20 protein-coding genes are annotated in these 23,240 nt (G+C 63.6%); 13 read left to right on the top strand and 7 right to left on the bottom strand.

From position 1 onward, the window contains the following. The first annotated feature begins 190 nt into the window (after positions 1-190). Positions 191-1,441 (top strand): FAD-dependent oxidoreductase, encoded by a 1,251-nt coding sequence (locus ACZYOF_RS07335; protein ID WP_130578367.1) that lies wholly within the window; start codon positions 191-193, stop codon positions 1,439-1,441. Position 1,442: 1 nt separating this feature from the next. On the opposite strand, the gene ACZYOF_RS07330 is transcribed toward ACZYOF_RS07335, so the two are convergent. From ACZYOF_RS07330 to ACZYOF_RS07315, 4 genes are all read right to left on the bottom strand, one after another. Continuing rightward, entirely contained in the window at positions 1,443-2,213 is a 771-nt protein-coding gene (locus ACZYOF_RS07330) for an SDR family NAD(P)-dependent oxidoreductase (RefSeq protein WP_130578368.1), read from the bottom strand. A gap of 163 nt (positions 2,214-2,376) precedes the next feature. Further along, entirely contained in the window at positions 2,377-3,156 is a 780-nt protein-coding gene (locus ACZYOF_RS07325) for an outer membrane protein (protein ID WP_130578369.1), read from the bottom strand. 216 nt (positions 3,157-3,372) lie between these two features. Continuing rightward, positions 3,373-5,430 carry a DNA topoisomerase IV subunit B gene (parE, locus tag ACZYOF_RS07320; protein ID WP_130578370.1) on the bottom strand — a complete coding sequence of 686 codons (2,058 nt, stop codon included), beginning with the start codon at positions 5,428-5,430 and terminating at the stop codon, positions 3,373-3,375. A 139-nt stretch (positions 5,431-5,569) separates the two neighbouring features. Then, a complete protein-coding gene (locus tag ACZYOF_RS07315; protein WP_130578371.1) occupies positions 5,570-5,938 on the bottom strand; it encodes a hypothetical protein in 369 nt (122 codons plus the stop codon). Positions 5,939-6,116: 178 nt separating this feature from the next. Between ACZYOF_RS07315 and ACZYOF_RS07310 the strand changes: the two genes are divergently transcribed. From ACZYOF_RS07310 to ACZYOF_RS07285, 6 genes are all read left to right on the top strand, one after another. Beyond that, positions 6,117-6,647, top strand: a complete 531-nt coding sequence (locus ACZYOF_RS07310; protein ID WP_130578372.1) for a DedA family protein — start codon at positions 6,117-6,119, stop codon at positions 6,645-6,647. A gap of 128 nt (positions 6,648-6,775) precedes the next feature. Further along, on the top strand, positions 6,776-7,765 hold the full coding sequence (locus tag ACZYOF_RS07305) for an MBL fold metallo-hydrolase (protein ID WP_130578373.1): 990 nt from the start codon (positions 6,776-6,778) through the stop codon (positions 7,763-7,765). Positions 7,766-8,090: 325 nt separating this feature from the next. After that, positions 8,091-8,756 carry an FMN-binding negative transcriptional regulator gene (locus tag ACZYOF_RS07300; protein WP_463715301.1) on the top strand — a complete coding sequence of 222 codons (666 nt, stop codon included), beginning with the start codon at positions 8,091-8,093 and terminating at the stop codon, positions 8,754-8,756. Next, a complete protein-coding gene (gene argC, locus ACZYOF_RS07295) occupies positions 8,753-9,733 on the top strand; it encodes an N-acetyl-gamma-glutamyl-phosphate reductase (protein ID WP_463715300.1) in 981 nt (326 codons plus the stop codon). Before ACZYOF_RS07300 ends, argC begins: the two co-directional genes overlap by 4 nt. A gap of 468 nt (positions 9,734-10,201) precedes the next feature. Then, positions 10,202-11,143: an ABC transporter substrate-binding protein gene (locus ACZYOF_RS07290; RefSeq protein WP_463715326.1), complete on the top strand. Its 942-nt coding sequence runs from the start codon at positions 10,202-10,204 to the stop codon at positions 11,141-11,143. Between the two features lie 37 nt (positions 11,144-11,180). After that, positions 11,181-12,170, top strand: coding sequence for an isopenicillin N synthase family dioxygenase (locus tag ACZYOF_RS07285; protein ID WP_463715299.1), 990 nt, complete (start codon positions 11,181-11,183; stop codon positions 12,168-12,170). A 10-nt stretch (positions 12,171-12,180) separates the two neighbouring features. Here the strand turns inward: ACZYOF_RS07285 and ACZYOF_RS07280 are convergent, their stop codons facing one another. Beyond that, positions 12,181-12,579, bottom strand: a complete 399-nt coding sequence (locus tag ACZYOF_RS07280; protein ID WP_463715298.1) for an MAPEG family protein — start codon at positions 12,577-12,579, stop codon at positions 12,181-12,183. Between the two features lie 92 nt (positions 12,580-12,671). After that, on the bottom strand, positions 12,672-14,477 hold the full coding sequence (locus tag ACZYOF_RS07275; RefSeq protein ID WP_282527945.1) for a PHA/PHB synthase family protein: 1,806 nt from the start codon (positions 14,475-14,477) through the stop codon (positions 12,672-12,674). A 275-nt stretch (positions 14,478-14,752) separates the two neighbouring features. On the opposite strand from ACZYOF_RS07275, the gene ACZYOF_RS07270 reads away from it, so the two are divergent. The 5 genes from ACZYOF_RS07270 (at position 14,753) to ACZYOF_RS07250 (ending at position 19,725) form a co-directional block, all read left to right on the top strand. Beyond that, a complete protein-coding gene (locus ACZYOF_RS07270) occupies positions 14,753-15,037 on the top strand; it encodes a hypothetical protein (protein WP_463715297.1) in 285 nt (94 codons plus the stop codon). A gap of 206 nt (positions 15,038-15,243) precedes the next feature. Continuing rightward, positions 15,244-16,464, top strand: coding sequence for an LL-diaminopimelate aminotransferase (locus tag ACZYOF_RS07265; protein WP_463715296.1), 1,221 nt, complete (start codon positions 15,244-15,246; stop codon positions 16,462-16,464). Between the two features lie 80 nt (positions 16,465-16,544). After that, positions 16,545-17,864 carry a homoserine dehydrogenase gene (locus ACZYOF_RS07260; RefSeq protein ID WP_130578382.1) on the top strand — a complete coding sequence of 440 codons (1,320 nt, stop codon included), beginning with the start codon at positions 16,545-16,547 and terminating at the stop codon, positions 17,862-17,864. 75 nt (positions 17,865-17,939) lie between these two features. Continuing rightward, positions 17,940-18,938: a class II fructose-bisphosphatase gene (gene glpX / locus ACZYOF_RS07255; RefSeq protein WP_130578383.1), complete on the top strand. Its 999-nt coding sequence runs from the start codon at positions 17,940-17,942 to the stop codon at positions 18,936-18,938. 67 nt (positions 18,939-19,005) lie between these two features. After that, on the top strand, positions 19,006-19,725 hold the full coding sequence (locus ACZYOF_RS07250; RefSeq protein ID WP_463715295.1) for a haloacid dehalogenase type II: 720 nt from the start codon (positions 19,006-19,008) through the stop codon (positions 19,723-19,725). 195 nt (positions 19,726-19,920) lie between these two features. Here ACZYOF_RS07250 and ACZYOF_RS07245 read toward each other — a convergent pair whose 3' ends face one another. Further along, entirely contained in the window at positions 19,921-21,015 is a 1,095-nt protein-coding gene (locus tag ACZYOF_RS07245; RefSeq protein WP_130578385.1) for a methyl-accepting chemotaxis protein, read from the bottom strand. 364 nt (positions 21,016-21,379) lie between these two features. Here ACZYOF_RS07245 and recJ point away from each other — a divergent pair, with 364 nt between their 5' ends. Then, complete coding sequence (gene recJ / locus ACZYOF_RS07240; RefSeq protein WP_463715325.1) at positions 21,380-23,221, top strand: single-stranded-DNA-specific exonuclease RecJ; 1,842 nt, start codon at positions 21,380-21,382, stop codon at positions 23,219-23,221. The last annotated feature ends 19 nt before the right edge of the window (positions 23,222-23,240 follow it).

Below are 23,240 nucleotides of genomic sequence, written 5' to 3'. Positions count from 1 at the left end.
ATCGTCCGGCTTGACCGGACGATCCAGTATTGCAGAGGCGCCTGAGTTTAATGGAGAGGCTGGCGCATACTGGATGCCCCGCGTTCGCGGGGCACGGCGGCGGAGAGCGATTTCATCAAATTGAGCGTGTCTCGGACGCTATGCTTACACTACAATCGACGTGAAGATCGATGCGGCGTGGAGACAGATCATGGTCGACAACGTGACGCAGCACCCGTCAGCGCGCCGGATAAAGGTGCGCTGCTGCATCGTCGGTGGCGGCCCGGCGGGCATGATGCTTGGCTATCTCCTGGGCCGCGCCGGCATCGATGTGGTGGTGCTGGAGAAGCACGCCGACTTCTTCCGCGACTTTCGCGGCGACACCGTGCATCCCTCGACCCTGCAGGTGATGGATGAACTCGGGCTGATCGACGGCTTCCTCAAGCTGCCGCACCAGGAATTGCAGAAGCTCGAAGGGATGTTCGGCGGCACCAAGGTCCGGATCGCCGATCTCTCCCGCGTCGACGCAAAATACCCGTTCATCGCTTTCATGCCGCAATGGGACTTTCTCAACTTCCTGCGTGAGAACGGCAGGCGTTTCGCCTCGCTGCAGGTGCTGATGAGCACGGAGGCGATCGATCTGATCCGCAATGGCGAAGCGGTCGCCGGCGTGAGGGCGACGACGCCGGAGGGGGCGCTCGACATCGAGGCCGATCTGACGATTGCCTGCGACGGCCGTCACTCCACAGTACGCGAGCGCGCCGGCCTTGCGGTCGAGGAGATTGGCGCGCCGATGGACGTGTTGTGGTTCCGCGTCGGGCGGCGGCCGGACGAAAACGAGAACCTGTTCGCGCGCGTCGAGCCCGGCAAAATGATGGTCACGTTCAACCGCGGCGATTACTGGCAATGCGCTTATGTCATCGCCAAGGGACAATACGACGCCGTCAAGGCGAGGGGACTTGCGGCGCTGCTGGATGACGTGGTGCGGCTGGCGCCGATCCTGAAGTCCGGCATGTCCGATGTCAAAGGCTGGGACGACGTGAAGCTTCTGACGGTTGCGATCAATCGCCTGAAGCGCTGGACGCTGCCGGGGCTGCTCTGCATCGGCGACGCCGCGCATGCGATGTCGCCGGTCGGCGGCGTCGGCGTCAACCTGGCGGTGCAGGACGCGGTCGCGACCGCCAATCTGCTGGCGGCAAAGCTTGCGGGCGGCTGTCCGACCGAGGATGAACTCGACGCTGTGCGTCAGCGGCGCGAATTTCCGATGAAGATGACTCAGACGATGCAGACCATCGTGCAGAACAAGATCATCAGCGCTGCGCTCGGGCCAGCCGGCCAGCCGGTCAAGGTTCCGCTAGTGGTGCGGCTGGTCACCGCCATACCCTGGCTGCAGGGCATCACCGCGCGCTTCGTCGGGATCGGCGTGCGCCCCGAACATGTGCAGTCGCCCGCGCTCTCCTGAATCAGCCCATGATCGAATAGCCGCCATCGACGGGGATGGCGGTGCCGGTGATGAAATCGGAAGCCGGCGAAGCGAGGAACACCGCGATCCCTGAGAGATCGCCGATATCGCCCCAGCGCGCCGCCGGCGTGCGCGCCAGCACCCGCTCATGCAGCCCGGCGATCTCGCTGCGGCCGCGCCGGGTCAGGTCGGTGTCGATCCAGCCGGGCAGGATCGCGTTGATCTGGATGTTGTCGGCCGCCCAGGCACAGGCACAGGAGCGCGTGAACTGCACGATGCCGCCTTTGCTGGCGGCATAGGCCGGCGCGAAGCTGGCGCCGAAGATCGACATCATCGAGCCGATATTGATGATCTTGCCGCCGCCGGCCTCTTTCATCGCCGGATAGACCGCCTGCGAGCACAGGAAGGCACTGGTGAGGTTGGTGGCGATCACGCTATCCCATTCGCCGATATCGAGCGCATGCGGCGGCTTGCGGATATTGATGCCGGCGTTGTTGACGAGGATATCGATCCGCCCGAGCTCGGCTTCGACGCGCGCCACCATGTCGGCGACGGCTTTGCCGTCGGTCACATCGGCGGCGACTGCAACGGCCTTGCCGCCGCGCTGCTGGAGTTCGGCGACCGCGGCCGCCAACTTCTCTTCGTTGCGGCCGACGACGGCGATCGCAGCGCCGGCATCGGCCAGCCCACGCGCCATCCCAAGTCCGATTCCACCATTGCCGCCGGTGACGATCGCAACCTTGCCAGTAAGGTCGAAGAGGGGCGTTCCCATCGTTATTTTCCGTTTCTGTTGAGATCGGGGGAAGATGCCGAATCGGGCGCACCTTTGCCAGCCCCGGCTGTCGCAGGCGTGCCAGCCTTGCAACGAGCGCCAGCCGCAGACGCAAAAAAGCCCCGGACAATGCCGGGGCTTCTGCCTGCTAGTTCAGCAGAGATCAGTACTTGGCGACGAACGGGGTGCCCCAGTTGAAGCGGTAGACGATCGAGGTGCTGATGGTCTGCACCCAGGGCTTGAAGGTCGTCGAAATTCCCGTCGGCACACCAACGAACGACTCCGGTAGGGAGATGCGGTCGTAGAACGCGGAGCGGTATTCGGTCTTCATGAACCAGCCGGGTGCGCTGATGCCGAAGATGTCGAGGTTGTTCTCAACGCCGCCACCGACGAACCAGCCATCACGACGGAAGGAAGGAGTGGTGACTCCGGTCGGGTTCCCGGCCAGGTCGTTCATGGCCGTGCTCGACCATTCCGAGCCCGAATAGCCGCCGTTGACGTAGGAGTAGACATTCGGTGCAACGAGATAGCCGAGGCGCACACCAGCCGCATAGCTGGTCCGAAGCTTCTGGCGTCCCTCAATATTGCCGATTGGATCGGTCAGCGAACCGCGAAGGCTGCCGAACTGGCCGTCGGCAAACACGCCGGCAACCCACCGGCCGTTGAACTGCCAGTCGTAACCGATACCAACGGTACCGAACCAGCCGTCGCCACCGAGCCGCGTGTCGCGCGACAGCGGAATCCCACCAGCGGTGGTTTCAATGTTGCTGTCGGCGTTCCACAGACCGCCGCCGCCACCGCCAAAGACGTAGAAGCCCGTCCAGTTATAGGCCGGTGCAACGGGCGGCGGCGCCTTCGTATACGGCCGAGCGCCAAGATCAGCCGCCGAGGCCGACCCCGTCAGTGCTGCAACCGCGGCCACAGCGAGCGCCAATTTCTTCATGTCCAAATCCCCAACTTGCATGACGAGCGCCTGACGGCTGCGTCGATTCCATTCCGTAGCTGCACAAACTATAGCTATTTCAACCAGGAATGCTGTTGCGGGACAGGCACACTCGCCTGAAAACGCTCCGGTACTCTTCGGCCCGGAGCGGCCTGCGTACCGCGGCAGGATCAAAAATCTGCCGCGTGTACATAGGGTTAGACTGGAAGGCGATGACTAGACGTCGAGCAGGTCGTCGCTGGCAAATTCAGCCTTGTCGGAAATGAAGGCGAACCGCGCCTCGGCCTTGGTGCCCATCAATCGCTCAACCGAATCGGCGGTGCCCTCGCGGTCGTCGGCAAGCAGAACGACCCGCAGCATGGTGCGCTTGGCCGGGTCCATCGTGGTTTCCTTGAGCTGCGCCGGCATCATCTCGCCGAGGCCTTTGAAGCGGTTGACCTCGACCTTGGCGTTGGCATTGAACTCGCTCTTGATCAGCGCGTCCTTGTGCGCGTCGTCGCGGGCATAGACCGATTTGGAGCCGTGGGTGAGCTTGTAGAGCGGCGGCACCGCCAGATAGAGGTGCCCTTCGTCGATCAGCCGTGGCATCTGGCGGTAAAAGAAGGTGATCAGCAGCGACGCGATATGGGCGCCGTCGACGTCGGCGTCGGTCATGATGACGATGCGCTGATACCGCAGATCCTCTTCGCGGTAATGCGCGCCGGTGCCGCAGCCGATCGCCTGCACGAGGTCGCTGAGCTGGACATTGCCCATCAGCTTGTCCTTGCCGGCAGAGGCGACGTTGAGGATTTTGCCGCGCAGGGGCAACACGGCCTGCAGCTTGCGATCGCGCGCCTGCTTGGCGCTGCCGCCGGCCGAGTCGCCTTCGACGATGAAGAGCTCGGAACCTGCAAGTCCGGCGTCGGTACAATCGGCGAGCTTGCCGGGCAGGCGGGCCTTCTTGCCTGCGGTCTTGCGCGCGACCTCTTTCTCCTGGCGGCGGCGCAGCCGCTCCTCGGCGCGGTCGATCACGAAATCGAGCAGCCGGTTGGCCTGCACCGGATTGCCCGACAGCCAGTGATCGAACGGATCCTTGATCGCCTGCTCGACGATGCGCTGGGCCTCCGCCGTGGCCAGCCGGTCCTTGGTTTGGCCCTGGAATTCCGGCTCGCGCACGAACACGCTGAGCATGACCGCCGCGCCGACCATGACGTCTTCCGAGGTCACGGACGCAGCCCGCTTGCCCTGGCCGACGCGCTCGGCGTGGTCCTTCAGGCCGCGCAACAGTGCGCTCCGCATGCCGGATTCATGGGTGCCGCCATCGGGGGTCGGAACCGTGTTGCAGTAGGAGGAGAGGAAGCCGTCGGCATCCGCCGTCCAGGCCACCGCCCATTCGCAGGCGCCGTGGGCGCCGTTGCGGCCCGACTTGCCGGAGAAGATGTCCGGATGCACCAGCGTGTCGGCATGGATCGCGGCGGCGAGGTAATCCTTCAATCCGCCGGGGAAGTGGAAGGTTGCCTCCGCCGGCACATCCTCAACGCCCTTCAAGAGCTCCTGGTCGCAATGCCAACGGATCTCGACACCGCCGAACAGATACGCTTTTGAGCGCGTCATTTTGAACAGGCGCTGCGGCTTGAATGTGGCCTTGGCGCCGAAGATGTCGGTATCGGGCTTGAAGCGGATGCGCGTGCCGCGGCGGTTGCTGACCTTGCCAAGGTCTTCGAGCTTGCCCTTGGGATGGCCGCGCTCGAACGTCATGCGGTGGAGCTTCTGGCCGCGCGCCACCTCGACCTCGAGCCGCGAGGAGAGGGCGTTGACCACGGAAATGCCGACGCCGTGCAGACCGCCCGAGGTCTCATAGACCTTGGAGTCGAACTTGCCGCCCGAATGCAGCGTGCACATGATGACTTCAAGCGCGGACTTTTTCGGGAATTTCGGGTGCGGATCGATCGGGATGCCGCGGCCGTTGTCGGTGACCGTCAGGAAACCGTCCGCGGTCAACTCCACTTCGATGAAGGTGGCGTGCCCCGCCAGCGCCTCGTCCATGGAGTTGTCGATGACTTCGGCGAACAGATGGTGGAGCGCCTTTTCGTCGGTGCCGCCGATATACATGCCGGGCCGCCGGCGGACCGGCTCCAGCCCTTCGAGCACCTCGATATCAGCAGCGGTATAGTCAGCCTCAGCGGAACCCGAGCGCGCAGCGACCTTCAGCGGCGCCCGGCCTTTAGGCTCGGCACCGGCGAACAGGTCGTCATTGGATTTGGTTTTTGCAGCGGATTTCAGTGATTTGGACATGGCTCTTCATAGATTGCGCAAACAGCACGCAGCGAATCAGTCATTCTGACTATGACACGGATAGGCTTAAAAAGTGACCGCCGGGCAGCGGCAATCGATGCCTCGCCCGGCGGTCACAGAAATAGATAGGAACTCTCGATCAGGCGCGCGAGGTGCGGAACACGATCAGGGCAAACAGGGCCATGGAGCCCACCACCAGCAATGAGCCGACGACGGGGGCGATCTCGAACGAGGATCCCTTCAGGAGCACGACGGCCACGCCCGCGGGGAACAGGATCGCGCCCAGAATGTGCATCCAGCCTTGGATCCGGGCCAGCATCGTCGCCCCGGCGGCCGGAATCAGGCGGTAATAGAGCCCAAACAGGAACAAAAGCACGCCGCCGACGAGATTCAGATGGGCGTGCGCCGGCGCCAGGGTGAAATTTTGCTGGATGCCCATGGCAATGCCGCCCAGCATCCCGAGCAGTAGAACGACGGCACTCACGCACATCATCAACGATCCAATCATCAAAAAACCTCATCCTGTGGGAAAACGCTGCGGCCTTGGGGCCGGGACCTGAAATCACGCCCCTTCCTTCGGCTTTGTGACTTGATTGTCACGCAAGGGGCTGGCTTACCTGTCCTTAGGCTATGAGCCCGCAGAAAGGTTCAAGCCACCAGAGCGGGGCGGGGAAGGCGTTCATTATATGGAAGAATTTGCGCGTGCCGTGGCCGATTTCGTGCGCCACCACCAGGTTTGGGCCGCGCCAATCGTGCTCGTGCTGGCGTTCGGCGAGTCGCTCGCGTTCGTTTCGCTGCTGATCCCGGCCTGGGGCGCGCTGGTCGCGATCGGTGCGCTGATCGGGGTGAGTGGTATCAGCTTCTGGCCGGTCTGGATCGCCGGCGGCATCGGCGCGGCACTCGGCGACTGGGTCTCCTATTGGTTCGGCTACCGCTACAAGGAAAAGGTTGCGCAGATGTGGCCGCTATCGCGCTATCCGGAGATCCTGCCGCGCGGCGAAGCCTTCGTGCGCAAATGGGGCGTGCCCAGCATCTTCATTGGCCGGTTCTTTGGACCCTTGCGCGCCTCGGTTCCGCTCGCGGCCGGTATCTTCGAGATGTCATATTGGCCATTCCAGATCGCCAATTTCATCTCCGCGCTGGTGTGGTCGGCGGTGCTGCTGCTGTTCGGGGACGTGATGGCGCACATCGCCGAGTGGTTGTGGCGAACGGTGTGAGACGTGGAATAAGCGCCCGAGGCGGGGGTTAGCCCCGTCGATACCGGGCGCTCCATTTCCGGTGGATTGGGTCCTTGCAGGAAGCCAACGCGGAATTACCGCGGTCATCGTTTCACTGGGAGAGCATCATGGAAATCACACGTCGTCACGCCCTCGCGGGCGCAGCCGCTATTGCTGCTGCGCCGCTGTTGCCGAACATTCCCGCACAGGCCGCGGCGCCGCTCGCGGACAAGCAGGCGCCGAGCTTCTACCGCTACAAGGTCGGTGACATCCAGGTCACCGTGGTGTCCGACGGCAAGAACGTTTTCAAGCTGGAAGACTCCTTCATCACCAATGCGAAGAAGGAGGAAGTGAACGCGGCACTGGAAAAGGCGTTCCTGCCGCGTGATGTCTTCACGATCCATTTCGCCCCGCTCGTGATCAACAGCGGCGGCAAGCTCATCGTGCTCGACACTGGCAACGGCCCCACGGGCAAGGTCAGCAGCAAAGGCGCTAACGGATTGTTCATCGACCATATGACGGCGGCGGGATTCGATCCCAAGGCGGTCGACATGGTCGTGATCTCCCACTTCCACGGCGACCATGTGAATGGTCTCTTGACGGCGGACGGCACGCCGGCGTTTCCGAACGCCGAGGTGCTGGTGCCTGCCGTGGAGTGGAAGTTCTGGATGGACGATGGCGAGATGAGTCGCGCTCCGGCCGGTCGCATGCAGAATCTTTTCAAGAACAACCGCAGCATCTTCGAGGCGAGCCTTCAGAAGAAGGTGACGCCCTACGAATGGGGCAAGGAGGTCGCGCCGGGACTGCTCGCGGTCGAGACCGCCGGCCACACCCCGGGTCACACCTCCTACGTGTTGTCGTCGGGTTCAGGGAAGGTATTCATCCAGTCCGACGTCACCAACAATCCGAATCCGTTCGCGACCAATCCGGGCTGGCACGCCTTCTTCGATCAGGACGCCGACATGGCCGAGAAGACCCGTCGCCGGGTCTACGACATGGTGGCCGCCGAGAAGCTGCAATTGCAGGGTTTCCACTATCCATTCCCCGGCCTCGCCAATGTCGAGAAGGACGGCAATGGCTATCGGGTGATCCCGGTGCCGTGGAATCCCGTGATCTGAATGGCCCCACGCTCGTCATTCCGGGGCGTGCGCCTTTAGCGCGCGAACCCGGAAGTTGCGGCGGGAGATTCCGGGTTCGACGCTACCGCGTCGCCCCGGATTGACGGCGTTGCGCCTTGACGATCAGGCCCCGCACCCCTATAGCCTCACGCATGATCCACGCTGCGACCAATTTCATCGCCCGCCGCCGCCGCGCGTGCGCGGTATGGGCGGTCGTCTGCGTTTAAGATCATCGCCTCTGCCGCCGGATCACCTCCCGCGGCATCTTTCCCAAGAAAAGAAACGCGGTCGGTCTGGCGGCTCCTAGCCACCTCCGGAGTTCGACATGTATACGCCACCGCCGTTCAAGCCCGACCGCGCCGCAAGTCTCGCCTTTGCGGAAGCGCGCGGGTTCGGCCTTGTCTGCGCCTGGGACGGCGCCAAGCCGATCGCTTCGCCGCTGCCGTTCTACCTGTCCTATGGCGCGGACGGGACGCCGCGCGCGGTGTTTCATCTCGCCCGTCACAATCCGCTGATAAAGCTTGCGGGGACTTCGTCCTGGCTGCTGGCCGTCACCGGATCGGATGCCTATGTGTCGGCGGATTGGTATGTCTCACGCGATCAGGTGCCGACTTGGCTTTATCAGGCTGTGCATCTGAGCGGTCCGGTACGGCCGCTGTCGGATGACGAGCTTGCGGTGCAGATCGATACGCTCAGCGCCAAGTTCGAGAACAGGCTGCTGCCGAAGAAGCCGTGGACGTCATCGAAGATGACCGCCGCACGGCTCGAGGCGATGAAGAAGGCAATCGTGGGTCTTGAGATGACGGTTGAAGAGGTCGAGGGTAGCTTCAAGCTCAACCAGCACAAATCCGAAACCGACTACGCAGCGGTGGCGAGCGCGCTCGCTTCGCAGACCGATGCAGGCGCGCAACAGATTGCGCATCTGATGCGCCAAGCGCGGCCGCAGGCCTTTGCAAGTGAACCGAACAAGCTCGAAAGGAGCGAGCCATGAGCCTCTCTGACGTCAAGCCATCCCCGACCGTCGGCAGCGCCGCCAAGCCCGCCGTGTTTGTCGACGGTGCCAGTGGAACAACGGGCCTCGGCATCAACGAGCGGCTTCGGCTGCAGAATGACGTGGTGGTGAAGAGCATTGCCGAAGAAAAGCGCAAGGACGCAGGCGCCAAGCGCGCGCTGATGGAGGAGGTGGATCTGGTGATCCTCTGCCTGCCGGACGATGCCGCGAAGGAGACCGTTGCGTTGATCGATGGCATGGGCGCCGCGGTACCCCGGGTGCTTGACGCATCGACGGCGTTCCGCGTTGCCAGCGACTGGACCTACGGCTTTCCGGAGCTCGCGCCGGATCAGGCGGACAAGATCCGCACCGCTCGGAAGGTTTCCAACCCCGGCTGCTATCCGACCGGCGCGATCGCGCTGCTCCGCCCGCTGGTCGACGCCGGCCTGCTGCCTGCGGACTACCCGGTCACCGTCAACGCCGTCAGCGGCTATTCCGGCGGCGGAAAGTCGATGATCGCAAGCTTCGAGGACGGCACCGCGCCAGCCTTCGAACTTTATGGTCTCGGTTTCGAGCACAAGCATGTGCCGGAGATGCAGCTTTACTCGCGGCTGACGCGCCGGCCGATCTTTGTGCCGTCGGTGGGCAACTACCGGCAGGGCATGCTGGTGTCAGTGCCATTGCAGCTTGAGACGCTGCCGGGCAAGCCCGGTGCGGCCGACCTCCACGCTGCGCTGGCGGAACGCTACGCCGGAAGCCGCTACGTCTCGGTCATGCCGCTTGAGAACGAGGCCGCCAAGGGCGGGCGGATCGAGCCCGAGGCGCTGAACGAGACCAACAGACTCGAACTTTACGTCTTTGCCAGCGACAAGCACCATCAGGCGGTGCTGGTCGCGCGCCTGGACAACCTGGGCAAAGGTGCCTCGGGCGCGGCGGTGCAAAACATGCGGCTGATGCTGGGGCTCGCTGAGGCCTAAGCCTGAAGCGGGCGGCACGGTTCTGTCATGCTGAGCGCTTCGCGCAGCGATGCGCTCAGCATTCTGCCGGAGCGACGTTGGACCATCGGCGCTGAGCGGCGCAATCGGGGCGCGCTCCAGGCTCACCAGGAAACTGGATGAAGTCAGTCGCCGCACATGAGGGCGCTCGTCCGCGATCCGATGGCTGGCGCGCACAGGGCGCATCCTGTCTGCGTACGCTTTTTGCGAACACAATGCGCAAAAAATGATGCTCGTACGCAACGCTTTGCGGTGCAAGACTTCCTATTGCCTTGCAATCAAGTGGTCGCCGAGCGCTCCGCAAACACGGAGATGAAGCTGGCTCGCAGGCTCAGCTTGCCGTTGTGGTGACGACGATGGCGTCCCGACGGTCGGCTGAATCACTTCCAGTCCAAAGGGGCAGGCATGCGGACCGCTACACTCATGAAACAGTGTCTTACTATCTGTGCGATGGCCTTGTCGGTCATGGGTTCGCCAGCCCAGGCGCTCGATAAGGTTGTCTACGGCCTAAACTGGGTGCCACAAGGGGAGCACTGTGGCTTCTTCCAGGCTCAGGCGAAGGGCTACTACAAGGACACTGGCCTCGACGTCGAACTTCGTCCCGGCAATCCAAACGTCAATATGCCCCTCATGGTCGCTGCCGGCGAAATCGACATGGGCATGGGGTCGAGTTTCACAACGCTCAATCTGGTCAATCGGGGCGTGAAGGCCCGTACGGTCGCGGCATTTTTCCAGAAGGACCCGCAGACGCTGGTGGCTCATGCAGGCCAGGGCGTTTCCACCCTGCAGGACCTGAAGGACCGGCGGATCATGATCGGCCAGTTCTCACGAAACGAATTCTGGCAATTCCTGAAAGCCAAGTTCGGCTTCTCGGATGATCAACTGGCGGCCTACAGCTATTCGGCTGCGCCGTTTCTTGCCGATCCCAAGGCCGTGCAGCAAGGCTATATCACCGAAGACGCCTTGCTGCTCGGCAAGGCCTTGCCTGCACCGCCCGTATCGATCCTGCTTGCCGACTATGGCTACGACAATTACGCGACCACGATCTTCGCCACCGACGCCTATATTGAAGGTCATTCCAACACCGTTCAGGCCTTCGTCGAAGCAACCCGAAAGGGGTTCGAAGAATGTATGACGGGTGACGCCACACCGGCCATGAAAGCTATCCTCGCCGTCAATCCAACCGGCGGAGAGGAACTGTTCCGCTTCAAGCTCGACCAGATGCGCAAGCGCGGGCTTGTCCTTGGGGGCGATGCCGACAGGCTGGGGATTGGCGCCATGACGGACGAACGCTGGACCCGCTTCTTCGACACGCTCGCCACGGCAGGAGTCTATCCGAGAACGCTCGACGTGAGATCCGCCTACACGCTGCGATTCAGCAACACCAAATGACCGCTCGACCCCCTGGTATGTTTGCCGAGAGATTTCGATGCCTCAGATGACTCTTCCCATCGTCGATATAGCTCCCTTCGTCCACGGTGACGCTGCGGCCCGCCAGAAGGTCGGACTGGCGTTTGGTCATGCGTTCGAAAGCATCGGTTTCGCCGTTGTGGTCGGGCACGGGGTGCCGGAACAGCTCGCGAGCGACACCTATGGCGCTGTGAAGGACTATTTCGCGCAGCCCATGGCGACGAAGCTGCAGAATGCCGCACCCGAGAAGACCAAGGGGCGCGGCTATCTGCCGATCGGAATCGAGAGTGTCGCCAAGACCCTGTCGGGCGAAACGCCGCCTGACCTGTGCGAGGCCCTGGTGTTTGCGGCTCCACACCGGGAAGCCCACAGCGGCCGGCCGAATATATGGCCCGCCAGTCCGGTCGGGCTTCGAGACTTGGTTGAAGCCTGGTCGGCCGAGATCATGACGCTCACCGCTCATCTCACGCGTCTTTCGGCGTTGGCCCTCGATCTGCCAGAAGACTATTTCGCGTCCTCGTATGCCGATCCATCGATCACGCTGCGCTTTGTACATTATCCCGATCAGCCGCAACCGCCTGCGCCGGGTCAATTGCGCTATGGCGCCCATCATGACTACGGTGGCCTGACCATCCTGCGGCAGGACGAGGCGCCGGGCGGCCTCGAGGTCTGTGATCGCGACGGGACATGGAGCGAGGTTGGCGTCGTTCCGAACTCCTTCGTGATCAATGTCGGCGATCTGATGTCGCGATGGACCAATGGCCGCTGGCGCTCGACGCTGCATCGGGTATCCAACCCCGATCGCAGCCTCACAGGCTCGACCGCGCGCCTGTCCATGGTGGCCTTCACGGGACCGAACGAGTCGGCCGAAGTCGCCTGCCTCCCGACTTGCGTCGATGCGAAGCATCCCGCGCTGTACGAGCCCGTGTTGGCCGGCGACTACATTCGCGCCAAGCTGACGGCATCCATGGATTTGAGCATGAAGCCCGAGGCCAGGCCACAGCCGTGAAGCACTGCAATCAGAGCACCCTGAATATCGCCAGCGCGAGCACGGCTTGCGCGACGAAGCCGATGACGAAGGCGAGGGTGCGGAACACCGGCAGGCCGAGCGTGTAGACGATCAGGTGCGCCACGCGCGACCAGAAATAGACGGCGCAAGCGAGCACGGTCCATTTGGTGGAATAGTCGATTGCATTGAGGATCAGGACCAGCGGGGCGAAGACAATGAGGTTCTCGACCGCGTTGTCATGCGCGAACATCAGCCGGTTCGCCCAGTCGGCGAGAGGCTTGTCGCCGCGCGAGGGGTTGGCCATCGCGCCGGCGAGGCCGCGGACCTGGCAGCGGTTGATGATGTAGGGAATCCACAATATTCCGGTCAGAATCACCGTCAGCGTCAGCCAGAACAGTTCACGCGTCATTGGTTTCCCCTCGATTGATCCGCGTCCCGTCTAGAGCGTGATTTTTCTGCTCCAAGTGGACGCTTGATTATACCGAAGCGGCGCGCATCGCGCTATGCGCGCACCCGGACATAGCTGCCGGGAGCTTCTTCGATCGGCGGCAGCGCTTCAGACCCGACAGCGCGGGCGGGGACTGCCTCGGCATCGATGCTTTCCAGCCATTCGCGCCAATCGGGCCACCACGATCCCTTGTGCTCCTTGGCGCTCTTCAGCCAGTCGGAAAGCCTCGCGTCCTTGATGTTGTCGTTGGTCCAGTACTGGTACTTGTTGGCCGCAGGCGGGTTGACCACGCCGGCGATATGGCCGGAACCGGATAGCACATATTTCACCGGCCCGCCGAAGAACTGCGAGCCGTACAGCACCGACTCGGCCGGCGCGATATGATCCTCGCGGGTCGCGAGGTTGTAGACCGGCACCTTCACCTTGGAGAGGTCGAGCAGCGTGTTGTCCAGCACCATGCTGCCGGAGGAAAGCCGGTTCTCCAGGTAGCAGTTGCGCAGGTAGTAGGAATGGTTCGCCGCCGGCATCCGCGTCGCGTCCGAGTTCCAGTGCAGGAGGTCGAACGAGGTGGGCGGCTGCCCCTTCAGATAGTTGCTGACGACATAGGACCAGATCAGGTCGTTGGAGCGCAGCATGTTGAAGGCCATCGCCATCTTGCTGCCCTCGAGCACGCCCCGCTGCTCCATGTCGCGCTCGAGCGCCGAGATCTGGTCCTCATCGACGAACACCAGGAGGTCGCCGGCATGGGTGAAGTCGACCTGCGCGGCGAAGAACGTGGCCGACGTGACGCGCACGCGGCGCTTCTCGGCGAGCCAGGCGAGCGTCGCGGCAAGCAGGGTGCCGCCGACGCAATAGCCGACGGTGTGCACCTTCATCTCGCCCGTCACCTTCTCGATGACGTCCATCGCGGTCAGCGGTCCCTCGGTCATGTAGTCGGCGAAGGTCTTCTTGCCGAGCTGGCGATCGGGATTGACCCAGGAGATCACGAACACGGTCAATCCCTGGTCCACGCACCATTTGATGAAGGACTTCTCCGGCCTGAGATCGAGGATGTAGTACTTGTTGATCCATGGCGGCACGATCAGGAGCGGCGTGCGCAGCACCGTCTCCGTGGTCGGCGAGTACTGGATCAACTGCATCAATTCGTTTTGATAGATCACCTTGCCCGGCGTGGTCGCCATGTTGACGCCGACCGCGAGGTTGGTCGGGTCGGACTGGCGGATTCGCAGCGTGCCGTGGCCGGCCTCGATGTCCTCAGCCAACATCTTCATGCCGCGAACGAGGTTGTCGCCGTTCGTCTCCATCGTGGTGCGCAGCACTTCCGGATTTGTCAAAACGAAATTCGACGGCGCCAGCGCGTTGGTGATCTGCTGGACGTAGAACTCGGCCTTCTTGCGGGTATGCGGATCGACGCCCTCAGCGTTGCGCACGAGTTCCTGCGCCCATTGCGCGGTGAGCAGATAGAGCTGCAGAATGAAGTCGAAGAACTGGTTCGACCGCCATTCCGGGTCGGCGAAGCGCTTGTCGCGCGGTGGCGGATCGATCGCGGCCTTGGCTTCCTGGCCGGCCATGCGGCGGGCGGCCGAGCCGAACAGGTCGAGATAGGCCTTGCCGAGCTTGGTCTGCAAGTCGGCGGCCCGATCCTGGTCCGAGAGCCAGTATTCGGCGACCGCGGTGAAGGTCTTGATCACCTCCGCAAACTCGCCTCCCGCCTTGTCCTTGATGTCAGCGTTCTCACGCGGCTTCAGATAGGCTGCAAGCGCCTGGCCGGAGCTCTCCAGCGCACGCGCAATGTTCATTGCGAAGGCTTCGCCGTCGAACTTCTTTGTGGCCTGGGTTTCGAGGGTAACGTCGCTCATGCAATGGACATTATCGCTTCAATTGAGCCGCGTCATCGCGCGGTGCGGCAAGGAAGATGTAGGATTTCTCTAGGTTTTCGCATTGTTGCACTGCGACAAATTCCTCCCAGTTCCGACACATTGAAGCCGCATCAATCGGATTTGTTGTTCACGACTTAATCGTTTCGGGCGACAATGGTTTGAACGGTTAGGGCAGGGCCGAAGCGATCAGACGATTTGTCGCTGCAAGGCTCGTACCAGTGATTAGTTACCGGCAAGTGGGGACTTCCGGACGTATGCGTATCGATCGAATGAAAAGGCTGCTCGCGGTCGGCGCGCTGCTCGTGTCCGCGGTTGCGCTTGGCGGCTGCTCCACGTCGATCGCGGATCTTCCCGGCGTCGGGGTGCCAGCCGATGCCCCGGCGCGTCCGAAGGAGGCCGGCGGCTATCTCCCGGTGCACGACATGCCGCCGGATCGTGAGGAGGCGCCGATGAAGCCGGCAGAGCAGGCCAAGATCGAGGCCGAGCTGAAGGCGGCCCGCGACCGCCAGGCTGCAGCCGCGCAGAACGCCGGTAAGTGACGGGGCGGAATCGCTGGCGCTGCCACCGCTACATGCTAAAAGAACCTCAATTCAACCGCATATCCGGTCGCCGAGCCCAGATTTTGCGTCTGGAAACGCTCTAAGTCATTGATTGGGCGTAATTTCCGGGCCAAACCGGGCTTGGTCTCGGCAAACCGCGTACACGCTCGCGATTCTGCCGTGCCGGTCGTCGGAGCAGAGGTCCCATGGAAGAGTTCTATCGCATTCGCCGTCTGCCGCCTTACGTGTTCGAGAAGGTCAACCAGGCCAAGGCAGCCGCGCGCAATGCCGGGGCCGACATCATCGACATGGGCATGGGCAACCCGGACCTGCCGACGCCGCCCCATGTGATCGAGAAGGTGAAGGAAACCCTCGGCAAGCCGCGGACCGACCGCTATTCGGCCTCGCGCGGCATCAACGGTCTCCGCAAGGCGCAGGCTGCGTATTACGCGCGGCGGTTCGACGTGAAGCTCAATCTGGACACCCAGGTGGTGGCGACGCTGGGCTCGAAGGAGGGCTTTGCCAATGTGGCGCAGGCGATCACCGCGCCCGGCGACGTCATCCTGTGCCCGAATCCGAGCTACCCGATCCATGCCTTCGGCTTCCTGATGGCGGGCGGGGTGATCCGCTCGGTGCCGTCGGAGCCGACGCCGCAATTCTTCGAGTCGGTGGAGCGCGCGATCATCCATTCGATCCCGAAACCGCTCGCGCTCGTGGTCTGCTATCCCTCCAACCCGACGGCCTATGTCGCCGATCTCGACTTCTACAAAGACCTCGTCGCCTTTGCGAAGAAGCACGAGATCTTCATCCTGTCGGATCTCGCTTACGCCGAAGTTTATTTCGACGACAACAATCCGCCGCCTTCGGTGCTACAGGTGCCGGGCGCGATGGACGTCACCGTCGAATTCACCTCGATGTCGAAGACCTATTCGATGGCCGGCTGGCGCATGGGCTTTGCGGTCGGCAATGAGCGTATCATCGCGGCGCTGGCGCGGGTGAAATCCTATCTCGATTACGGCGCCTTCACGCCGATCCAGGTGGCCGCGACCGCGGCGCTGAACGGGCCGGACGACTGTATCCGCGAGATGCGCGAGACCTATCGCCGCCGGCGCGACACGCTGGTGGAGGCGTTCGGCCGCGCCGGCTGGGATATCCCGCCGCCGCAAGCTTCGATGTTCGCCTGGGCGCCGCTGCCGAAAGCGTTCGAGGATGTCGGCAGCATGCAGTTCGCAACCCTCTTGGTGGAGAAGTCCGGCGTGGTGGTGTCGCCCGGCGTCGCCTTCGGCGAGCACGGCGAAGGCTTTGTCCGCATCGCGATGGTGGAAAACGAGCAACGTATTCGCCAGGCCGCGCGCGGCGTGCGCCGCTTCCTTGAAAGCGGCATCGAAACGTTGCACAACGTGGTTCCTCTCGCCAACCGGCGCTAGGCATGATCCCGAAAAGTGGAATCCGGTTTTCGGATCAGATCATGCTTAGGTCATAAAGTCCTCCGGCAGGTTTCTTTGCAATGGTCGCACCGCTGAAAGTGGGCATAGCGGGGCTCGGCACCGTTGGCGCCGAAGTCGTCCGCCTGATTGAGCAGCAGGGAGCCGCCTTGGCGGCGCGCAGCGGTCGCGGCGTGCGCGTCGTCGCGGTCACCGCGCGGTCGAAGGCGAAGAAGCGCGGGCTCGATTTGCGCGGTATCGACTGGGTCGAAAGCCCGCAGGCGCTGGCCGAGGATTCCAATGTCGACTGTTTCGTCGAGTTGATGGGCGGCGCCGATGATCCCGCCTTCTCGGCGATCGAGACCGCGCTCAAGGCCGGCAAGTCGGTGGTGACAGCCAACAAGGCGCTGATCGCCAAGCACGGGCTGAAGCTTGCCAAGGCCGCCGAGCAGAATGGTGGCGCACTGAATTACGAGGCCGCGGTCGGCGCGGCGATTCCCGTGATCAAGACGCTGCGCGAGGGGCTCTCCGGCACCAGCGTCAACCGCGTCTACGGCATCCTCAACGGCACCTGCAATTACATCCTGACGCGGATGGAGCATGAGGGATTGTCGTTTGAGGAATGTTTGAAGGATGCGCAGCGGCTCGGTTATGCCGAAGCCAATCCGTCCTTCGATGTCGACGGACACGACACCGCACAAAAGCTTGCGATCCTGGCGAGCCTCGCCTTCGGCACCAAGGTCGCGCAAACCGCTGTCTATGTCGAAGGCATTTCCTCGATCACGCCCGAAGACCTGCGTGCGGCGGAGGAACTCGGATATCGCGTCAAGCTGCTCGGCGTTGCGGTGCGAACCGCAAAGGGCATCGAGCAGCGCGTGCATCCGACCATGGTGCCGAAATCTTCGTCGATTGCCCAAGTGATGGGCGTCACCAACGCGGTGACGATCGACGGCGAGGGCATTCCGCCGATCACCCTGGTCGGGCCGGGGGCAGGCGGGGCGGCGACCGCGTCCGCCGTTGTTGCCGATATAGCCGACGTCGCGCGCGGCATCCGCGCAACGCCGTTCGGCCGGCCGGTCGACAGCCTACGCGCCACGACAAAGGCGCCGATGGAGCGCCATGAAGGCGGATATTACATCCGCCTTCTGGCCCGCGACCACGCCGGCACCGCCGCGACCATCGCAACGCGGCTCGCGGAACAGAAGATTTCGCTGGAATCGATCGTGCAGCGCCACCGCAATGGCGGTGATGTTAACGGTTCGGCCAAAAAAGCTTCACCGGTTCCGGTCATTCTGATTACCTATGCGACCAGTGAAGACGCGGTTCACCGGGCGCTCAAGGCCGTGCAGCGCGACAGGGTCATCAGTGGTCGCCCGCAGGTGATCCGAATTGAGAAAAATTAGTGTGCGATAGCGAACGCCCTCTACGTTAGATGATTGAATGCGGGCGAGGGGCCCGAAGGCTGAAGGAGTGCAGAGATGTCGACCCATATTTCCGTCCCGCCGCAACTCTTGCTCGAGCGCATTCTCACGCTCGAAATCGTGCGGGTAACGGAGCGGGCGGCGGTGTCGGCCGCGCGGCTGCGCGGCCACGGCGAGGAGAAGGCGGCCGACCAGGCCGCCGTCGACGCGATGCGCCGCGAACTCAACAAATTGCCGATCGAGGGCACCATCGTGATCGGCGAAGGCGAGCGCGATGAGGCGCCGATGCTGTTCATCGGCGAGAAAGTCGGACTCAATGCTGGGCCGAAGGTCGATATCGCCGTCGACCCGCTGGAAGGCACCACGCTCTGCGCGAAGAGCATGCCGGGCGCGATCGCCACGATGGCGATGGCCGATGGCGGCACGCTGCTGCACGCGCCCGACGTCTACATGGAAAAGATCGCGATCGGTCCGGGCTACGCCAAGAACGTGATCGAACTCGACGCGTCGCCGGCCGACAACATCCAGCGGCTTGCCAAGGCCAAGGGCGTGCCGGCATCGGCGATCACAGCGCTGGTGCTCGACCGTCCGCGCCATGCCGACATCATCGCGAGCATCCGCTCGACCGGCGCCGCCGTGCGCCTGATCACCGACGGCGACGTGGCCGGCGTGATCCACACCACCAACCCGGACGAAACCGGCGTCGACATCTACATGGGCACCGGCGGTGCGCCCGAGGGCGTGCTGGCCGCGGCAGCGCTGCGCTGCATCGGCGGCCAGATGCAGTGCCGCCTCATCCTCGACAGCGACGAGAAGCGCGAGCGCGCGCAGAAGATGGGCATCACCGATCCGAAGATGATCTACGGCATCGAGGACATGGCGCGTGGCGACTGTCTGTTCGCCGCCACCGGCGTCACCACAGGCTCGCTGCTGACAGGCGTCAAGTTCAAGAAGGACACGATCGAGACCGAGACGGTGGTGATGCGCTCGGTCACCGGCACCGTGCGCTACATCAAGGCGGAGCACCGCCAGCTCGAGAAGTTCCATCTCGACTGAAGTGAGCCGTCATTCCGGGGAGCGCTGATGCGCGCCCCGGAATGACAAGAAAAAACGGGAGGCGAGCATGGCCGATCTTTCGGCGGTAAAGGCGTTGGTGTTCGACGTGTTCGGCACCGTTGTCGACTGGCGCACCAGCCTGATCAACGACTTCACGAACTGGTCGAAGACGCGCGGCATCGAAGCCGACTGGACCGCCCTCGTTGACGGTTGGCGCGCGGTCTATGTCGCCTCGATGGATGAGGTGCGCAAACATCCCGAACACGGCTATGTCATCCTCGACGTGCTGCACCGCCGCTCGCTGGAGAAGCTGGTCGAGCAGCGGGGCGTCAAGGGATTGACCGACGCCGACCTGCAGTACCTGACGATGGGATGGCACCGCCTGCATCCCTGGCCCGACAGCGTGGCGGGGCTGGCGCGGCTGAAGACGAAATACATCATCTCGCCGCTCTCGAACGGCAATGTCGCACTGCTGACCAACATGGCGAAGTTCGCAGGGCTCCCTTGGGATCTCATCATGTCGGCCGAATTGTTCGAGCACTACAAGCCCGATCCGGAAACCTATCTCGGCGCCGCGAAATTGTTGTGCCTGCCGCCGGAGCAGGTGATGATGGTGGCCGCGCACAACGGCGATCTCAAGCACGCGCAACAGAACGGCCTGAAGACCGCCTTTGTGGCGCGTCCGACCGAATACGGCCCGCTGCAGAAAGTCGACTTCGAAGCAACCGGCGACTGGGACATCGTCGCCAAGGACTTTGGCGCGATCGCCGATCGGATGGGCTGCTAGTTCGTCGCGAGAAGAACGCAGCGGAAAACCTAAGAGGAACCCGCCACGCAAAAGCTCCTCATCCTGAGGAGCGGCCTCAGGGCCGCGTCTCGAAGGATGGCCGCGGGTGACAGTGGGGCCTCATGGTTCGAGACGCCGCGGTGCGGCTCCTCATCATGAGGGGTGCACAGCAACGCGCTGGGTTGCGGCACTCCTCTAGGAAGCCGCCCCGCAGAGAATGACGCCGTACCAGCCGAGACCCCTGTAGGTCTCGTAGCCCGGCGTGGCGTGGAAGGCGACCAATGCGCCGGAGCGGTCGTGGTAGAAGCCGCTGCGCTGGCCGCCCAGCGACAGCGAGACGTGCTCGGTCAGAAGGCCCTTGCCGTCGGACGCCGCGATCACCCGGAAATTGGAATCGATCAGCAGCACGCGCGCTTTGTCGGCGGCGCCGACGCGTACACCCTGGACGATGGCGCGCGCCTGCGGCTCCCAGTCGAAATGGATCGCGAGCACGCCTGTCGGTTTGCCATGGGCCTTGCCGCCTTCGCGGACGCTGGCGCAATAGGTCGCGACCTGGGCATTGCCGAGCAACGGCTGGCACTCGACGTCGCCGGCGACATAATCGTCCCCCGAGCGCAGGTCGCGCGCCTGACGAAACCATTTTGTAGCCGCGACATTCTGGCCGATCACCTTGAAGCGATCGGCGCGCCCGTTGGCGAGCACATTGCCTTCGAGATCGCAAAGCCAGAGATCGAGATAGACGGTGTAGGCGGAAAGGATCACGCCAAGCCGCTCGGAAGCGTGTGCGACCACTGCCGGTTGCGGTGATGCGGCGCAGTCGACGACGGCGGAATCGGTCGCCCACCAGCGCACGTCGCAGGTGCGTTCATAGAGGTTGCGGTCGATCAGTTCGATCGCATTCAGCGAAAGGTCCACCATGCGCTCGCCGCGCGAGCGGTCGGTCATGCGCTCGATCGAGCTCATGAGACTGCCGGTGCGCCGCGTTAGTTGCGTCTCGAGTTCGCGCGCGATGGTCTCGACCTGCTGGCCGACGCCTCGCACTTCCTGCGCCACCACTGCAAAGCCGGCGCCTTGCGCACCGGCGCGCGAGCTCTCGATCAGCGCATTCAGCGCCAGCATTTTCATCTGGTTGGTGATCTTCTGGATCGACCTGGTCTTCTCGCAGGCGATCTGGTTGACCTCCGCGGTCAGCCGCGCGATCAGGGCCGAAATGTCGGATTCATCGTCGACGTCAGGTGAGACCGCCGATTCGCTCGCGATTGATTTCGCGCGCGGGAGCGCGATGGACATAGGCGGACTTCCCCTGCATTAAGCCTTTGACCGCTTCCTGCGGACGGAACGGAACCAAAAAAATCGCACATCAAACGTGCGTCCTTTTTCGAGGATTTCGGCTAACGTCGGCTTAATTTTCCGAAATTGCCACCTATGTGGGACTGCACTTTATTTCGGCACTCCGCTGTTTCCTGTCGTGAATCCCTCTCCTGACACCGCCCGGCGAAGGCGTCGACAACCCCTGCAAGCCAATTCCGCAACGTCCGCCTCCTGCGAAAAGCGGGCAAAACCGCCTGGTAACGCTTCGCGATCGCCCGCTCAGGGTCGAGGATGGCAGCACTGATTCGCTCTCATGCGAGCGCCACTCGTCGTCGGGATCGTTATGACGCTGCACACCGCCATCCTGCCTGTGGAGATGCCGCCGGCCTTTCTCGGCGTGGCGCGCTCGCTCACGGGCAAATTCTGGCGCGACCGTTTGGACGCGCGGGGAGCGGCGCGGGCGCTCGCGATCGCGCAGCGCCACCAACTGCCGGAAATGCTGGCGCGCGTGCTCGCGGGCCGCGACGTCGCGATCGATGACTTGCCGGATTTCCTCGATCCGACCATCCGCAAATTGATGCCGGATCCCTTCACCGTGACCGCGATGGAGGCGGCGGCAAGGCGGATCGCGGATGCGGCGGTGCGTAACGAGAAGGTCGCGATCTTCGGCGACTACGACGTCGACGGCGCAACCTCGGCGGCGCTGCTCACCTGGCACTTGCGGCATTGCGGGCTCGATCCGCTGATCCACATTCCCGACCGCCTGTTCGAGGGCTACGGCCCGAACACGGAGGCCGTGCGTGCGCTCGCCGCCAAGGGCGCGACGCTCCTCGTCACCGTCGATTGCGGCACCACGAGCCTGGAGCCGCTGGCGGAGGCGCGGCAGCTCGGCATGTCCGTGGTCGTCATCGATCACCATCAATGCGGCGAGGCGCTGCCCGAGGTCGACGCGCTGGTCAATCCGAACCGGCCCGACGATCTCTCCGGCCTTGGCCATCTCGCAGCCGTTGGTCTTGTGCTGGTGACGCTGGTTGCGGTGAACCGGGAATTGCGCCAGCGGGGCTTTTGGACGCCCGAATTGCCGGAGCCGGATCTGCTGGGCATGCTGCATCACGTCGCGCTCGGGACGGTGGCCGACGTCGCGCCGCTGATCGGGCTCAACCGCGCCCTCGTCGCCAAGGGGCTGATCGCGCTGCGCAGGCGCGACCATGTCGGGCATACCGCGCTGATGGATGTGGCCCGGCTCAACGGCCCGCCAGAGGCCTGGCATCTCGGCTTCATGCTGGGGCCGCGCATCAACGCGGGTGGGCGGATCGGGCGCGCCGATCTCGGTGTGCGGCTGCTCCTGGAAAGCGACCCCTCGGAGGCGGCGCGGATCGCGGCCGAGCTCGACCGCCTCAACAGCGAGCGGCGCGTCATCGAGCAGGCGGCTGAAGCGCAGGCCGAGGCGGAGGCGCTGGCCTCGCTCGGATTGGAGGACAAGGGCTCCGTCATCGTCACGGCCGCCGAGGGCTGGCATCCCGGCGTCGTCGGTCTCGTGGCCTCGCGCCTCAAAGAGAAATTCGGCAGGCCAGCCTTTGCCATCGCGCTTGAGCCTGGCGGCATCGGCACCGGCTCGGGCCGCTCGATCGGCGGCGTCGATCTCGGCAAGGCGGTGCGGCAGGCGGTGGCGGACGGCCTGCTGCTCAAGGGCGGCGGCCATGCGATGGCGGCGGGCATAACGCTGCGAAAGGAGAAGCTCGCCGAGTTCCGCGCCTATCTGGAAAGCGTGCTCGCGGCCGACGTCGCCAATTCGCGCCACGAGAACGAATTGTTCATCGACGGCGCGGTGAGCGCGCGCGCCGTAACGGTGGAATTTGCTGCGATGCTGAACCGCGCCGGCCCGTTCGGCGCCGGCAATCCGGAGCCGGTGATCGCGCTGCCGGCGCACCAGCTCGTCTATGCCGATGAAGTCGGGCAGGCGCATCTGCGGCTGCGCTTCAAATCCGGCGACGGCGCGATCGTGAACGGCATGGCTTTCCGTTCCGTCGGCCAAAAGCTCGGCAATGCGCTGATCCAGAATCGCGGCCAGCCGCTCCATGTCGCAGGCTCCCTTGCGATCGACCGTTGGCAAGGCACCGAACGTGTGCAATTGCGTGTGCTCGACGTCGCGGTCCCCGATCAGGGGCCTTCGGTGATCAGATAAGAAAACAGTCGGGGAGAGC

The organism is Bradyrhizobium sp. LeoA1Lang (assembly GCF_055413685.1).
The sequence above is the reverse complement of the archived record's forward strand: the minus strand, read 5'-3'. Positions and strand labels throughout refer to the sequence as shown.

Bases quoted from the DNA above. Each gene is read 5' to 3' on its own strand.
- ACZYOF_RS07335 (WP_130578367.1), top strand. From the start codon at position 191: ATGGTCGACAACGTGACGCAGCACCCGTCAGCGCGCCGGATAAAGGTG.
- ACZYOF_RS07330 (WP_130578368.1), bottom strand. From the start codon at position 2,213: ATGGGAACGCCCCTCTTCGACCTTACTGGCAAGGTTGCGATCGTCACC.
- ACZYOF_RS07325 (WP_130578369.1), bottom strand. From the start codon at position 3,156: ATGAAGAAATTGGCGCTCGCTGTGGCCGCGGTTGCAGCACTGACGGGG.
- parE (WP_130578370.1), bottom strand. From the start codon at position 5,430: ATGTCCAAATCACTGAAATCCGCTGCAAAAACCAAATCCAATGACGAC.
- ACZYOF_RS07315 (WP_130578371.1), bottom strand. From the start codon at position 5,938: ATGATTGGATCGTTGATGATGTGCGTGAGTGCCGTCGTTCTACTGCTC.
- ACZYOF_RS07310 (WP_130578372.1), top strand. From the start codon at position 6,117: ATGGAAGAATTTGCGCGTGCCGTGGCCGATTTCGTGCGCCACCACCAG.
- ACZYOF_RS07305 (WP_130578373.1), top strand. From the start codon at position 6,776: ATGGAAATCACACGTCGTCACGCCCTCGCGGGCGCAGCCGCTATTGCT.
- ACZYOF_RS07300 (WP_463715301.1), top strand. From the start codon at position 8,091: ATGTATACGCCACCGCCGTTCAAGCCCGACCGCGCCGCAAGTCTCGCC.
- argC (WP_463715300.1), top strand. From the start codon at position 8,753: ATGAGCCTCTCTGACGTCAAGCCATCCCCGACCGTCGGCAGCGCCGCC.
- ACZYOF_RS07290 (WP_463715326.1), top strand. From the start codon at position 10,202: ATGGCCTTGTCGGTCATGGGTTCGCCAGCCCAGGCGCTCGATAAGGTT.
- ACZYOF_RS07285 (WP_463715299.1), top strand. From the start codon at position 11,181: ATGCCTCAGATGACTCTTCCCATCGTCGATATAGCTCCCTTCGTCCAC.
- ACZYOF_RS07280 (WP_463715298.1), bottom strand. From the start codon at position 12,579: ATGACGCGTGAACTGTTCTGGCTGACGCTGACGGTGATTCTGACCGGA.
- ACZYOF_RS07275 (WP_282527945.1), bottom strand. From the start codon at position 14,477: ATGAGCGACGTTACCCTCGAAACCCAGGCCACAAAGAAGTTCGACGGC.
- ACZYOF_RS07270 (WP_463715297.1), top strand. From the start codon at position 14,753: ATGCGTATCGATCGAATGAAAAGGCTGCTCGCGGTCGGCGCGCTGCTC.
- ACZYOF_RS07265 (WP_463715296.1), top strand. From the start codon at position 15,244: ATGGAAGAGTTCTATCGCATTCGCCGTCTGCCGCCTTACGTGTTCGAG.
- ACZYOF_RS07260 (WP_130578382.1), top strand. From the start codon at position 16,545: ATGGTCGCACCGCTGAAAGTGGGCATAGCGGGGCTCGGCACCGTTGGC.
- glpX (WP_130578383.1), top strand. From the start codon at position 17,940: ATGTCGACCCATATTTCCGTCCCGCCGCAACTCTTGCTCGAGCGCATT.
- ACZYOF_RS07250 (WP_463715295.1), top strand. From the start codon at position 19,006: ATGGCCGATCTTTCGGCGGTAAAGGCGTTGGTGTTCGACGTGTTCGGC.
- ACZYOF_RS07245 (WP_130578385.1), bottom strand. From the start codon at position 21,015: ATGTCCATCGCGCTCCCGCGCGCGAAATCAATCGCGAGCGAATCGGCG.
- recJ (WP_463715325.1), top strand. From the start codon at position 21,380: ATGACGCTGCACACCGCCATCCTGCCTGTGGAGATGCCGCCGGCCTTT.